This is a genomic window from Actinomadura roseirufa, from assembly GCF_900659635.1.
GTDB classification, from domain to species: Bacteria; Actinomycetota; Actinomycetes; order Streptosporangiales; family Streptosporangiaceae; genus Spirillospora; species Spirillospora roseirufa.
Genome location: NZ_CAACVB010000041.1, coordinates 1 through 13,715 on the forward strand (window position 1 = coordinate 1; position 13,715 = coordinate 13,715).

The window sequence follows — 13,715 nt, forward strand, 5'->3', positions numbered from 1 at the left end:
GGGTCGCCCAGCACGGCGCCGAGCGCGCCGAGCTCGCGCCGCGCCGCGTCCGGGCGCTTGACGACCAGCAGGAACAGCGCGTGCGCCAGCGACGCCCAGACGACCCGGGCGAGCGCGCGCGCCGCGGCGCCGAACGGCCGGTTGACCAGCAGGGTGTGGACGGCGTTGCGGCGGTCGAGGCGGTCGCGGTGCTCGGCGGTCAGGCCGAGCTCGCGCAGGCCGCGGCGGGACGCCTCGGCGTGGTAGACCACGGCGTCGGTCGCCACGACGACGCGGTGCCCGGCGGCGTGCGCCCGCCAGCAGAAGTCGACGTCGTCGCGGAACAGCCCGTACTCGACGTCGAAGCCGCCGAGCCGCCGCCACACGTCGCGGCGGACCAGCATCCCGGCGCTGCCGACCGCGAGCACGTCCCGGACGCCGTCGTGCTGGCCCTGGTCGAACTCGCGCCGCTCGACGCCGGTGACGCGGCGGCCCGCGCCGTCGATGGCGAGGCCCACCTCGCGCAGGACGCGCCGGTCGCCGAGGTCGCGGACCTTGGGCCCGACGACGGCGACGTTCGGGTCGGCGTCGGCGGTCCGGAGCAGGTGGGCGAGGGCGTCGTGGGCCGGGACGGAGTCGTCGTGCAGCAGCCACACCCACTCGGTGCGCGGACGGCCGAGGTCGTCGTCGGGGACGGGCGCGTCCGCGGCGTCCTGCCGGAGGGCCTCGGCGACGGCCTCGCCGTATCCGGTGGTCCGGGGCAGGGTGAGGACCCCGCCCGCGCCGATCACCTCGGCGAGCACGGCGGGCCCGCGGTCGCGGCTCCCGGTGTCGACGGCGAGGACGCGCTGCGCCGGCCGCGCCTGGGTCAGCAGCGCCTTGAGCGTCTCCGGCAGCCAGCGCACGCCGTCGTGGGCGACGAGGACGGCCGTGACGACGTGGCGATCGAGAGTGGGCGACACGGGTCCGCTCGATCTGTGCGACGACGGTTGTCAGCCGTGCCGGCCGGGCCGGCACGGCTGACAACTGTACGCGTGGCCGCGCGGGCACGCTCCGAATCCCCCCAGATCCGTCGCGCGTCCCTCGCCCGCGGCCGGCGGCCCGCCGGTGGACGCCGCCGTGCCGCTCCCCTACGGCGTCGGCGGTGCTCCCGGGCCGTCCTAGACGGCCTGGCGCTTCAGCTTGCGGCGTTCCCGTTCGGAGAGTCCTCCCCAAATACCGAAACGCTCATCGTGTTGCAGCGCGTACTCCAAGCACTCCGTTCGCACCTCGCATGCCCGGCACACCTTCTTGGCCTCGCGAGTGGAGCCGCCCTTCTCCGGAAAAAACGCCTCCGGGTCCGTCTGCGCGCACAGTGCGCGCTCCTGCCAGCCCAACTCTTCACCCTCTGTGCCGTGCGCCAGCGGGATGACTACCTCGCTCACAGCGCACCTCCCTGCCCGTGGAGCCCCCTGGTCAATGCCTTCCCTCGAGCTCCTTCCCCCGAGAAGGCATAGAAATCACACCGATGAAATTACACGCGTGTAGCGCCCGCTCCGTCAAGCGGAACGAGTTTGCGGGGCGACATAGCGGGTTATGTCAGGACGGATCCGATCGCCTTTGACTGAAGATCAGTTAATCCGGGGCCCGTCCGGGGCATCACGGCGGCATCACCGGCCGGTGGCCGGTCGATCGCCACGTGATCGACGCGCGCGGACGAGCCCGGCGATCAGCGAGCCGGCGGGCACGGCCGGGCCCGGCGCGAGGCCCATGAAGCCCGTGCCGGGTCACCGAAGGGTCCTGAAGGCGCGCCGAACCGGGGTCACCGAACCATGCTCACCCGATCGAATCCGGGTGGCGTCGGCCCCGCCTCAGTGCCGCCTCAGTGTCGCGTCACTGCGAGGGACGGTTGTCGCGGTACCAGTCCCCGCCGTCCTCGGGGCGCTGCTCGCCGCCCGGCTGAGTGCCCTGCGGGCCGCCCTGCTCGCCGCCGGTGCCGCCGTAGGCGCGCGTCCACTCGCCCTCCTCCTCGGCGGGCTGCTGTCCGGGCTGCTGCTGACCGGGCTGCTGCTGTCCCGGCTGGGCCGGCTGCTGGGCGGCCGGCTGGTAGCCGTACTGCTGGTAGTCCTGCTGCCCCGGCTGGGCCTGCTGCTGGTACTCCGGCTGCTGGCCGAACTGCTGCTGCCCGCCGTACTGCTGGTACTGCTGGTCGCCGTAGCCCGGCTGCTGCGCCTGCTGTCCGTCGGCGCCCGGCTGGCCGTACTGCTGGTACTGCTGGTACTGCTGCTGTCCGTAGCCCTGCGCGCCGTACTGCTGCTGGCCCTCCTGGTAGCCGAAGCCGGCGGCGTAGCCCTGCACCTGCTGCTGGCCCTGCGGACGCGGCGGCTGCATGCCCTGGAACACCGTGAACACGAACCAGGCGCCGACGCCGATCACGGCGAGCTTGCCGGCGCCGATGAGGAAGACGGCGAGCTTGGTGAGCGCGCCGCCGTAGTCGGAGGAGCCCAGCATCCCGCCGAGCCAGGCGATGACGCCGAACAGCGCCATCCCGCCGAAGACCCCGAGCGCCCCGGTCGTGATCGTGCGGGCCTGCGGGGTCGGCGGCCCCGCCGCGGTCACCAGGAGCACCGCCAGGACCAGCAGGGCGACGATGGCGAGCTGGGTGAACACCCCGTCCTGGGTCTCGCTCAGCAGGCGGTAGCCGTATCCGCCGCCGCCTCCGAAGAGCAGTAGGATGCCCGCCAGCAGATGGACGCCCGCCGCGGCGAGCAGTACCCAGGCGGCCGGTTCGCGCAGGCGCTGGACGGCTTCCTTGTTCACTGGGGCATCTCCAGACCGAGGCAATCGGATGTCTTTCAAAGCTTTGCACATCCGGCCCTCCGCCGTCTCCGTCGGCCGCCGCCCGCGAACGCCCTAGGCTGATCACATGAGGATCGTGGCGCTGGCGGGCGGCATCGGCGGAGCCCGCTTCCTGCGCGGGCTGCAGGCGGCGGCCCCCGCGGCGGACATCACCGTCATCGGCAACACCGGGGACGACATCTCGCTGTTCGGGCTGCGGGTCTGTCCCGACCTGGACACCGTGATGTACACGCTCGGCGGCGGGATCAACGAGGAGCAGGGCTGGGGACGCGCCGCCGAGACGTTCACGCTCAAGGAGGAGCTCGGCGCCTACGGCGTCGGGCCCGGCTGGTTCGGGCTCGGCGACCGGGACTTCGCCACCCACATCGTGCGGACGCAGATGCTCGCGGCGGGCTACCCGCTGTCGGCGGTGACCGAGGCGCTGTGCGACCGGTGGAAGCCGGGCGTGCGGCTGATCCCGATGAGCGACGACCAGGTCGAGACGCACGTGGTCGTCGACGACCCCGAGCAGGGACGGCGCGCGGTCCACTTCCAGGAGTGGTGGGTGCGCCTGCGCGCCTCGCTCCCGGCGCGGTCGATCGCGGCGGTCGGCGCCGACGACGCCGCGCCGGCGCCGGGGGTGCTCGCGGCGATCGCGGACGCCGACGTGGTGCTGTTCCCCCCGTCCAACCCCGTGGTGAGCGTCGGGACGATCCTGTCGGTGCCGGGCATCAGGGACGCCGTCGCGGCCAAGACCGTCGTCGGCGTCTCCCCGATCATCGGCGGCGCGCCGGTGCGCGGCATGGCCGACGCCTGCCTCACCGCGATCGGCGTGGAGACCTCGGCGCGGGCGGTGGCCGAGCATTACGGCAGCGACCTCCTGGACGGCTGGCTCGTCGACGAGGCGGATGAGGGCGTGCGGGCCGAGGGCGTCGAGGTGCGGTCCCGGCCGTTGCTGATGAGCGACCCGGAGGCCACGGCGGCGATCGCGCGCGCGGCGCTCGACCTGGCCCTGGAGCTGAGGGAACGACACGGCGCGGGAGCGGGCGTGGACGACACGGCGGGAGACGGGGCATGAACCTCCAGGTGTTCGGTGTCCCGGGCCTGCCGGAGATCACCGAGGGCGACGACATCGCCGCGCTCGTCCCGGCGGAGCTGATCCGGGACGGCGACGTGCTGGTCATCACGTCCAAGATCGTGAGCAAGGCGGAGGGGCGGGTCCTGGTCGCCGCGGACCGGGAGAAGGCGATCGACGCCGAGACCGTCCGGGTCGTGGCGCGCCGGACCTTCCCGGGCGGCGAGACCCGGATCGTCGAGACGCGGCACGGGCTGGTCATGGCCGCCGCGGGGGTGGACGCGTCCAACACCGCTCCCGGGACGGTGCTGCTGCTGCCGGAGGACTCCGACGCGTCCGCGCGGCGGATCAGGGCGGCGCTGCGCGAGCGCACCGGCGTGGACGTGGCGGTCATCGTGTCCGACACCCTCGGCCGGCCGTGGCGCAACGGGCTGACCGACGCGGCGATCGGCGTCGCGGGGCTCGTCCCGCTGAGCGACCTGCGCGGCCGGGAGGATGAGCACGGCAACCGGCTGGAGGCCACCATCACGGCGGTCGCCGACCAGGTCGCGGCGGCGGCCGAGCTGGTCAAGGGCAAGCTGGACGGGATACCGATCGCGGTGGTCCGCGGCATGTCCGCGCTGGTCACGCCGGAGGACGGGCCGGGCGCGCGGGCGCTGGTCCGCCCGCCCGCCGAGGACATGTTCCGGTTCGGCTCGGCGGAGGTGCTGTACGCGCGGCGCACGATCCGCGAGTTCGCCGCCGAGGAGGTCGACCCGGCGGCGGTGCGCCGCGCGGTCGCCGCCGCGATCACCGCTCCGGCGCCGCACCACACCACGCCGTGGCGGTTCGTGCTGCTGGAGTCGGCGGAGTCGCGGACGCGGCTGCTGGACGCGATGCGCGACGCGTGGGCGGCCGACCTGCGCCGCGACGGCTTCACCGAGGAGTCGGTGGCCCGGCGGCTGCGCCGCGGCGACGTGCTGCGCCGCGCCCCGTACCTGGTCGTGCCGTGCCTGGTCATGGACGGCTCGCACGACTACCCCGACGAGCGGCGGGCCCGCGCCGAGCGCGAGATGTTCGTCGTCGCGGCGGGCGCGGGGGTGGAGAACCTGCTGGTCGCGCTGGCGGTGGAGGGGCTCGGCTCGTGCTGGGTGTCGAGCACGATGTTCTGCCGCGACGTCGTCCGCGAGGCGCTGGACCTGCCGGACGCGTGGGACCCGATGGGCGCCGTGGGCGTCGGCCATGCCGCCGCGCCGCCGCGCGAGCGCCCGCCCCGCTCCCCGGACGCCTTCATCGAGGTGCGGTGACGGGAGGACCGTCCCGGCCGGGGTCATGAACTGTCATGACCCCGGCCTAGCGCTTGACGGTCCCTAGATAGAGGTCAGGGCACGAGAGGCAGGGCGAGCCTCTGACCCGGGACGACCTGGGCCTTGCGGTCGCCGAACGTACCGATGCCGTCCGTCCGGCGGGCGGCCTCGATGCGCTCCGCGGGCACTTCCCCATAGAGCGTGGTGCGCTGCTTGGCGGGACGGCCCGCGCGCGCTGCGATCGCCTCCAGTTCGCTGATGGGCTTGAAGGAACCGTTCTCCGAGCCCGCCATACGGCTGATGGTCTCTTCCATCAGGGTCCCGCCCAGGTCGTTGACGCCGCCCTGAAGGACGCGGGTGCACAGCTCGTCGCCCAGCTTCACCCAGGACGTCTGGATGTTCGCGATGGCGCCGTGCAGCAGGATCCTCGCGAGGGCGTGGACGGCGATGTTCTCCCGGACGGTGGGACCCGGACGGGCCAGGCCCGCCAGGTAGATGGGCGAGTTGTGGTGGACGAAGGGCAGCAGCACGAACTCGCTGAAGCCGCCCGTCCGCTCCTGGATCGAGCGGAGCAGCCGCAGGTGCCCCACCCAGTGCGACGGTGTGTCGACGTGCCCGTACATCATCGTCGAGGTCGTCGGCATGCCGAGGTCATGGGCTGTGGTGACGACCTCCACCCACTGGTCGGTGGGCAGCTTGCCCTTGGTCAGCACCCAGCGGACGTCGTCGTCGAGGATCTCGGCGGCGGTCCCCGGCAGCGAGTCGACCCCCGCTTCCTTCGCGGCCTGGAGCCACTCCCGGATCGACAGGTCGGTGCGGGACGCGCCGTTCACGACCTCCATCGGGCTGTAGGAGTGCAAGTGGATGCCGGGGGCGCGCCGCTTCACCTCGCGGGCGAGGTCGAAGTAGGCGGTGCCGGGCAGGTCGGGGTGGATGCCGCCCTGCATGCAGACCTCGGTGGCTCCGGCCGCCCACGCCTCGTCCACCCGGTCGCCGACCTGCTCCAGGGAGAGGGTGTAGGCGTCGGCGTCGGTGCGCCGCTGCGCGAACGCGCAGAACCGGCAGCCGGTGTAGCAGACGTTCGTGAAGTTGATGTTGCGGGTGACGACGTAGGTGACCTCGTCGCCGACGGTGTCGCGGCGCAGGCCGTCGGCCAGCGCGGCGAGCGCGTCCAGCTCCGGCCCGTCGGCGTGCAGCAGCGCGAGGGCCTCGTCGTCGGAGATCCCGGCGGGGTCGCGCTCGGCGCGGGCGAGGGCGGCCTTCACGTCGCTGTCGAAGCGCTGCGGCGCCGTCATGCGCTCCTTGAGCGCGTCCCAGTCGCCGTAGACCTCGTCGAAGTCCTCGCGCCGGTCGCCCGTGCGGCCGGTCGTGTCGATCTCGGTGTGCAGGTCGATGCGCCCGGACGACCGGAACCCGCCGTCCGGCTCCTGCCAGGGCCGCCCCTCGGGCACGGCGCCCTCGCGCGCCAGGCCGGTGGCCGGGTCGGCGAGCGCCGCGACGTGGCCGGTCAGCCGCGGGTCGAGCCACGGCTCGCCGCGGCGGACGTACTCGGGGTAGATCGTGAGCCGCTCGCGCAGCGCGAACCCGGACTCGGCGGTCCGCGCGGCCAGCTCGTCGATCTGGGGCCAGGGCCGCTCGGGGTTGACGTGGTCCGGAGTCAGCGGCGACACCCCGCCCCAGTCGTCGATCCCCGCGCGCAGCATCAGCGCGTACTGGTCGGCGACGAGGTTCGGCGGGGCCTGGATCCGCGCCTTCGGACCGAGGACGATCCGCGCCACCGCGATCGTCGCGGCGAGCTCGGCCAGCTCCGCGTCGGGGGTGTCGCGCATCTTGGTGTCCGGCTTGGCGCGGAAGTTCTGCACGATCACCTCCTGGATCGCGCCGTACTCGCGCATCGTCCGGCGGATCTCGAAGATCGCGTCGGCGCGCTCCTCGACGGTCTCGCCGATGCCGATGAGGATGCCGGTGGTGAACGGGACGTTGGTGCGCCCGGCGTCCTCCAGCACCCGCAGCCGGACGGCGGGGTCCTTGTCGGGGGAGCCGAAGTGGGGGCCGCCGCGCTCGCTGAACAGCCGCGTCGCCGTCGTCTCCAGCATCATGCCCATGGACGGCGCGACCGGCTTGAGCCGCTGGAAGTCGCGCCAGGTCAGCACGCCGGGGTTGAGGTGCGGCAGGAGGCCCGTCTCCTCCAGCACGCGGATCGCCATGGCGCGCACGTAGGAGAGCGTGTCGTCGTACCCGTGCGCGTCGAGCCACTCGCGAGCCGGCTTCCAGCGGTCCTCGGGACGATCCCCCAGCGTGAACAGCGCTTCCTTGCAGCCCATCGCGGCGCCCTGGCGGGCGATCTCCAGCACCTCGTCGGGGCTCAGGTAGGGGGAGTCGAGCCGGTGCGGGACGGTGGCGAAGGTGCAGTAGCCGCAGCGGTCCCGGCACAGGCGGGTGAGCGGGATGAAGACCTTGCGGCTGTAGGTGATGACGCCCGGGCGGCCCGCCGCCTCCAGCCCGGCGTCCCGCGTGCGGGCGGCGTAGGTGAGCAGGTCGTCGAGCCCGGGTCCGCGGGCCCGCAGCAGGGTCGCGGCCTCGGAGAGGTCGAGCGTCTTGCCGTCGCGCGCCCGGGCCAGGGCCCGGCGCAGGGAGTTGTCAGTGGCCTCCATACCGGGCACTCTATGCCAAGCGTCATATTTTTCGGTGGGTCGGGGGCCGTGAATCTCCGCTTGTTGGAGGAGCCCCCGGCGGGACCGATCTATTCCCGCCCGCCGGCCGCGCCGACCGGGACGCCGACCGGGACGCCGCGGGTCAGCGCTCTCCGCGCGTCAAACTGGGACGCTGCGCGACCAGCGCGTCGGCGGAGCGGCGCAGCTCGGCCAGGACCGCGCGGACCGACGGGCGCACGCCGGCGCCGCCGCGGGTCCACAGCACCATCCGGCGGTCCACCCTCGTCCCCGCGATGTCGCGCACGGCGATGCCCTCCTCCCGCTCCGCCAGCGCGAGGTCGGGCACCAGGCACGCGGCGCCGCCCCGCGCGACCATCGCGAACATGACCAGCAGGTCGTTGGAGCGGTAGCGGACGTCGGGACGGAAGCCGCCGAGCTCCACGCACGTCCGCTCCAGCAGGTCGGCGTGGTTGGTGCCGACGTGCCCGATCGCCCACGCCTGCCCGGCGAGGTCGGCCAGGGTGACCGGGCCCCCGGCGCGGACGAGCGGATGCTCCTGCGGAAGCGCGATCCGCATCCGCTCGGTCACCAGGACCTCCGACACCAGCTCGGCCTGGCGCGGGCGGGGCAGGTGCGAGTACTCGTCGGTGAGCACCACGTCGATCTCCTGGAGCACCAGGGCCCGCAGGACGCGGACGAACTCCTCGTCGACCACGTCCAGCACCAGATCGGGGTACATCTCGGCGAGCCGCGGCAGGGCCGGGGCGAGGATGTGCAGCAGCGCCGTCTGGAAGCCGACGAGCCGCACGACTCCCGCGACGCGCCCGCTCGCGGCGACCGCCGCCTCCTCGGCCCGCCGCGCGCCGGCCAGCAGCAGCTCGGCGTGCTCGGCGAGCACCTCGCCCGCCGGTGTCAGCCGCAGCCGCCGCCCGGCCCGCTCGACGACGGCGACGCCGACCTCCCGCTGCAGCTGGGCGAGCTGCTGGGACACCGCGGACGGGCTGTAGCCGAGCGCGTCGGCGACGGCGGCGACCGTGCCGCGCAGCTTCAGCTCGCGGAGCACGCGGAGCCGCCCGAGATCCATCATGGTGAAGAAATCCTTACACATTCCCTGCAGGAACAGTCGCTGGACCTGAACGATGGACCGGGTCAAACTAGTGATGCGACCGAGAAAGGCGGACATCCCGCCGATCCGCTCGCCCCGCGCGGGAACGTCCCGAGCCCCGGCCAGGGCTCATCGTGATCTCCCGGCCCCCGGGTCGGCCACGCAAAGGACAGTCCCATGGTGTTCGTGCTCGCCCTCATCGTCGTCCTCGCCGTCCTCGGTCCCCTCGCCGGCTCCGACAGCCGGGACGGGCTCGACTGGGCCCCGGGCCATTTCTGGTCCCGCCGCCGGACCGAGGCCCGGCGGCTCAGAAGGACCGGTAGTCCCGCACCGGCAGCCGCGGGCCGCGCCGCGGCGGACCGCTCCCGGACGATTCCAGCAGCCGGGTGACCCGGTGGCGGTGCCCCGCGTACGGGGCCAGCAGTTCCAGCATCCCGTCGTCGTCGACCTTCCGGCCGGCCAGCGCCCAGCCCACGATCCCGGGCAGGTGGTAGTCGCCGACGGAGACGGCGTCGGGATCGCCGGCCGCCCGCTGCCGGATCTCGGCGGCCGTCCAGACTCCGATGCCCGGCAGGGAGCGCAGCCGCGCCTCCGCCGGGTCCTCCTCCAGCCGCCCGGCCGCCCGCGCGGCGGTGATGATCGTGCGGGCCCGGACGGCCTCCAGCCCGGACCGGTGCCACTCCCACGACGGGATCCGGGCCCAGACCCCGGGCGGCGGCGGCACCCGCAGCCCCGGCGCGCCCGGCGCCGGCTCGCCGAACCGGCGCAGCAGGTACCCCCACGCCCGCCACGCCTCCTGCGACAGGACCTTCTGCTCCATCACGGCCGGGACCAGCGCCTCGAAGACGCGGCCGGTCCGGCCGATCCGCAGCCCGGGACGCCGTAGCGCCTGCTCGCCGACGATCGGGTGCCGCGGCGTGAACGTCTCCGGCTCGTCGTCGGCGCCGAGCAGGCCGGGGACCCCGTCCAGCAGCCATTCCGCGCCGGGCCCCCACGCCTCGGCCTCGATGACGTCGCCCGCCCGGCGGAGCCGGATCGTCCCCGCGCCGCAGGGGGTATGGGACGCGCGCCAGATCGTCCCGCCCGGATCGGCCTGGAAGGCGGGGTCGCGCGGACCTCGCTGATGCGGCGCGAGGACCGCGTGCAGGTCGAGCGGCCAGGGCGGACGCCAGTCCCGCCGTAGTCCGGGGGTCCGCTTCCCGGCGGCACCGGCCGGCGGCGCCGCGCGCCGCGCGGACGCCGCGACCACCTTCACTCCGCGCACCCCCTCAGGCGTCCGTGGAGAAACGGACGGCCGTCGGCGGCAGCTCGACGCCGGGCCAGACCCGCAGGCCGCCGCGCAGCTCGTTGCCGGGGCCGACCACGGCGCCGTCACCGAGGATCACGCGCTCCAGCACGGCGCCGGGACCGACCCGGGCGCCCCGGCTCAGCACCGAGTCGCGGACCGTGGCGCCCTCGGCGACGAACGCGTCGTCCAGCAGCACGCTGCCGAGGACGGTGGCGCCCGCCTCGACGACCGCGCCGCGGCCGACCGTGGTGCCGCCGCGCACCACCGCGCCGGGCGAGACGCTGGCGCCGGGGAGGGTGAGCCGGTCGCCGGGCTCGCCCGGCATGGCGGGCGAGGCCAGCTTCCCGAGCACGAGGTCGCAGGAGCCGCGGACGAACGCCTCCGGGGTGCCGACGTCCAGCCAGTACGCCGACTCCACGTGGCCCATGACGACGGCCCCCGACGAGATCAGCGCCGGGAACGTCTCCCGCTCGACCGAGACGACCTCGTCCTCGGGGATGGTGTCGATCGCCGAGCGGCGGAAGACGTAGCAGCCCGCGTTGATCTGGTTCGTGACGGGGCGCGCGGTCTTCTCCAGGAACGCGGTGACCCGGCCGTCGCCGTCGGTGGGGACGCAGCCGAACCGGGACGGGTCGTCCACCTCGGTGAGGTGCAGGGTGACGGCGGCGCCCGCCTTCTCGTGCAGCGCGACCTGCGCGCGCACGTCGTGCCCGGACAGGATGTCGCCGTTGAGGATCAGCACCGGGTCGTCCGGGCCGCAGGTCAGCGCGCGGGCCGCGTTGCGGATCGCGCCGCCGGTGCCGAGCGGCTCGCGCTCGCTGACGTAGCCGAGGTCGACGCCGTGCGCGCGGTCGCCGAAGGCCGCCTCGAACATCTCGGCGCGGTAGGAGGTGGCGAACACGATGCGCTCGACGCCCGCGGCGTGCGCGCGGGCCAGCTGGTGGGCGAGGAACGCGACGCCCGCGGTGGGCAGCAGCGGTTTCGGCGTGGAGATCGTCAACGGCCGCAGCCGCGTGCCCTGCCCGCCGACCAGCAGAATCGCTTCCACATCGCTCCCTGCAACCCATGGGACGCGCCGCTCCACGCGCCCGCGCAACAGCCAGAGCCTAGGCCCTGCCGACGAGTGTTGCCGGGCCGTCCCACGACCCCACGACCGACCGGCCCCCAGGTCCTGGCCCCCAGGGCCCAGCACCACTCCCCCACCACACGAGGGCAACGCCGAAGGCGAGCCCCAGAAACCCGACACGCAGCAACAAAGCGAGCCGTCGGCCAACCCGCGCACCGCCCCTGCGCAACGAGCCCAGCCGTCACGCGAGCGCGCTACCTGACCGGCGGGGCGATGCCGAAGGCGAGCCCCGCCGGGAAGATCGCGAAGCGATTCGCGCTCGCACAAGAACGGTCAGGTGCGAGCCGCCAGGCGAGCACCTGGGCCGGGCTTGCAATGAACACAGCCGCTAGGCGAGGTCTTTGGGCCGTGCTTGCAATGAAACGCTACGTCGTTCTGCCGCCTTGCGGTAGGAGGCCAGGTGTGCGTGGGCCGACGCGGTCCAGCTGAATCCCCCGGCCCGTTCCCACGCGGCCTCGCCGAGCCGGGCGCGGCGGGGCTCGTCGCCGAGCAGGTCGCCGAGGGCCGCGGCGATGCCGGACGAGTCGGGCTCGCTGTAGGCGACCGCGTCGCCGCCGACCTCCGGGAGGGCGCCGCGGCGGGTGGTGAGGACGGCGGCGCCGCACGCCATCGCCTCCAGGACGGGCAGCCCGAACCCTTCGCCGCGGCTCGGCAGCGCCACCACGAGCGCGCCGCCGTAGAAGCCGGGCAGTGACGGCCGGGCCAGGTAGCCGGGGCGCAGCACGCGCAGCCGCGGGGGCACCGCGGCGAGCGCGGCGTCGACCTCGTCGTCCCAGCCGCCGCCTCCGGCCAGGACCAGCGCCGGGGGTTCGTCGAGGGCGGCGCAGGCCCGTACCCATCCGCGGACGAGGTTGGGGATGTTCTTGCGCGGTTCCAGCGTGCCCAGGTAGGCGATGTAGGGGCGGCCGTGCAGTCCGAGCCGGTCGGAGATTCCGGCGACCTCCGCGTCGGTCGGGCGGTGGAACATCGTGTGGTCGACGCCGTGGCCCGCCACGTCGATGTGGCCGGGGTCGGCCGCCAGCAGCCGGACGAGCTCGTCGCGGGTGGCCCGGGACGGCACGATCAGCCGGGTGGCGCGGCGCGCCGCGGTGCGGGTCGCGGACTTGATGTAGGACGTGCGGTCGGGGTCGTGCGGCTCGGGTTCGGCGAACAGCGTCACGTCGTGGATCGTGACGACCGTCGGCAGGGTCACGCCGACCGGCATCGCGTAGGTCGGCACGTGCAGGACGTCGGCGGCGACCTGTTCGGCGACGTAGGGCAGCCCGGACTGCTCCCAGGCGAGCCGCGTGGCGCGGTGCGCGAGTCCCGGCGGCCCGGCGACGATCCGCGCCCCCGGCGCGAGCCGCCCGTACCGTTCCTGGTCGGCGCGCTGGCAGGCGACCGCGAGGTCGGCGCCGAGCGCGTCGAGCGCGGCCATCAGGCCGTCGACGTAGCGGCCCAGCCCGCCGCGGTCGGCCGGCACCGCGGTGGCGTCCAGCAGGATTCGAGGCGCCACGGTCCACTCCCCCATCCCGGCCCGCTCCAGCGAGACGGCGCCGCAGTGGCGTAGATCACTCTTGAGGTCGAGCCTACGCCCGTGAGCGGGGGATCGGTGTGACCCGGGGCCTCTTACACGCCCTCGCCGGTTTTTCCGCCCGCGCCCTCGGCCGTCTCCGGGCCGCCGCCGCGCTTGCGGGCGTGGACCAGGACGATGCTCCCGCGGTCGTTGGGGGCGCCGCGGTCGGCGAGCGCGACCAGCGGGGTGAGGGGCGCCGCCGCGTTGAAGCCGACCTTGCCGCCGTAGGTCGACAGCGACAGGTAGAGGCGTTCGGTGGCGGCCGTACGGAACTGGTAAGAGTGCCTGACCAGATCCAGGCCGCGCTCGTCCATCAGCTTGGCGAGGCTGCGGTGGGTATAGGTGTGCTGGACGTGGTACCTGGTCTTGTGCGCGTCGCGCAGCTTGGGCCAGGCGTCGGCGCGGCTCAGCACGTCCGCCGACATGAAGATCTCACCGCCCGGACGCAGGACGCGGGCCATCTCGTCCAGGGACCGGCCGCCGTCGTCGAAGTGCTCGATCGCGCAGACCGACAGGATCGCGTCGAAGGAGGCGTCACCGAACGGCAGCCGCAGCGCGTCGCACTCGATGAGCGCGGGCGCGTGGGCGAGCGTGCGCCCATAGACCATCTTGCCGCGGGCGAGGTCGATCGAGACCGCGTGCGCGCCGCGGCGGCGGGCCCGTCCGGCCCAGTAGCCGTCGCCCCCGGCGACGTCGAGGACGCGCCGGCCGCGCAGGTCCCGTCCCATCCAGTCGAGCAGCGTCCCCGCCTCGCGGTACCGGCACACGTGCACCTGGTGCCCCATGAAGGCGACCACATCCGAGAGTTTCATCGTCCCCAACTGTAGGGC

The 13,715-nt window shown here is 74.2% G+C and carries 11 protein-coding genes; 2 read left to right on the forward strand and 9 right to left on the reverse strand.

Annotated elements, in window-relative coordinates; genetic code table 11:
- The 3 genes from E1291_RS11975 to E1291_RS43220 form a co-directional block, all read right to left on the reverse strand.
- Window positions 1-941 (reverse strand): glycosyltransferase (locus E1291_RS11975; RefSeq protein WP_131737836.1); only part of this gene is annotated, 941 nt, incomplete at its 3' end.
- Window positions 942-1,139: 198 nt separating this feature from the next.
- Window positions 1,140-1,403 (reverse strand): WhiB family transcriptional regulator, encoded by a 264-nt coding sequence (locus E1291_RS11980; protein WP_131737837.1) that lies wholly within the window; start codon window positions 1,401-1,403, stop codon window positions 1,140-1,142.
- 448 nt (window positions 1,404-1,851) lie between these two features.
- Window positions 1,852-2,778 carry a hypothetical protein gene (locus E1291_RS43220; RefSeq protein WP_207400694.1) on the reverse strand — a complete coding sequence of 309 codons (927 nt, stop codon included), beginning with the start codon at window positions 2,776-2,778 and terminating at the stop codon, window positions 1,852-1,854.
- Between the two features lie 106 nt (window positions 2,779-2,884).
- On the opposite strand from E1291_RS43220, the gene cofD reads away from it, so the two are divergent.
- A complete protein-coding gene (gene cofD / locus E1291_RS11990) occupies window positions 2,885-3,874 on the forward strand; it encodes a 2-phospho-L-lactate transferase (protein WP_131737838.1) in 990 nt (329 codons plus the stop codon).
- Window positions 3,871-5,157, forward strand: coding sequence for a coenzyme F420-0:L-glutamate ligase (locus tag E1291_RS11995; protein WP_131737839.1), 1,287 nt, complete (start codon window positions 3,871-3,873; stop codon window positions 5,155-5,157). Before cofD ends, E1291_RS11995 begins: the two co-directional genes overlap by 4 nt.
- A 74-nt stretch (window positions 5,158-5,231) precedes the next feature.
- Here E1291_RS11995 and E1291_RS12000 read toward each other — a convergent pair whose 3' ends face one another.
- From E1291_RS12000 to E1291_RS12025, 6 genes are all read right to left on the reverse strand, one after another.
- Window positions 5,232-7,811 carry a bifunctional FO biosynthesis protein CofGH gene (locus tag E1291_RS12000; protein ID WP_131737840.1) on the reverse strand — a complete coding sequence of 860 codons (2,580 nt, stop codon included), beginning with the start codon at window positions 7,809-7,811 and terminating at the stop codon, window positions 5,232-5,234.
- 142 nt (window positions 7,812-7,953) lie between these two features.
- The gene (locus tag E1291_RS12005; RefSeq protein ID WP_131737841.1) at window positions 7,954-8,898 is read right to left on the reverse strand and encodes a LysR family transcriptional regulator; all 945 of its coding nucleotides are present in this window, start codon (window positions 8,896-8,898) and stop codon (window positions 7,954-7,956) included.
- Window positions 8,899-9,223: 325 nt separating this feature from the next.
- Complete coding sequence (locus E1291_RS12010) at window positions 9,224-10,171, reverse strand: DNA-3-methyladenine glycosylase family protein (RefSeq protein WP_306434458.1); 948 nt, start codon at window positions 10,169-10,171, stop codon at window positions 9,224-9,226.
- 13 nt (window positions 10,172-10,184) lie between these two features.
- Window positions 10,185-11,252, reverse strand: coding sequence for a mannose-1-phosphate guanylyltransferase (gene manB / locus E1291_RS12015; protein WP_131737842.1), 1,068 nt, complete (start codon window positions 11,250-11,252; stop codon window positions 10,185-10,187).
- A 406-nt stretch (window positions 11,253-11,658) separates the two neighbouring features.
- Window positions 11,659-12,825 (reverse strand): glycosyltransferase family 4 protein, encoded by a 1,167-nt coding sequence (locus E1291_RS12020; RefSeq protein ID WP_131737843.1) that lies wholly within the window; start codon window positions 12,823-12,825, stop codon window positions 11,659-11,661.
- Between the two features lie 113 nt (window positions 12,826-12,938).
- On the reverse strand, window positions 12,939-13,697 hold the full coding sequence (locus E1291_RS12025) for a class I SAM-dependent methyltransferase (protein ID WP_131737844.1): 759 nt from the start codon (window positions 13,695-13,697) through the stop codon (window positions 12,939-12,941).
- Between the last annotated feature and the right edge of the window lie 18 nt (window positions 13,698-13,715).

What these genes read in the sequence shown, in the direction of transcription:
- cofD (WP_131737838.1), top strand. Translation starts at nt 2,885, where the DNA reads ATGAGGATCGTGGCGCTGGCGGGCGGCATCGGCGGAGCCCGCTTCCTG.
- E1291_RS12025 (WP_131737844.1), bottom strand. Translation starts at nt 13,697, where the DNA reads ATGAAACTCTCGGATGTGGTCGCCTTCATGGGGCACCAGGTGCACGTG.
- E1291_RS12000 (WP_131737840.1), bottom strand. Translation starts at nt 7,811, where the DNA reads ATGGAGGCCACTGACAACTCCCTGCGCCGGGCCCTGGCCCGGGCGCGC.
- E1291_RS11995 (WP_131737839.1), top strand. Translation starts at nt 3,871, where the DNA reads ATGAACCTCCAGGTGTTCGGTGTCCCGGGCCTGCCGGAGATCACCGAG.
- E1291_RS12005 (WP_131737841.1), bottom strand. Translation starts at nt 8,898, where the DNA reads ATGATGGATCTCGGGCGGCTCCGCGTGCTCCGCGAGCTGAAGCTGCGC.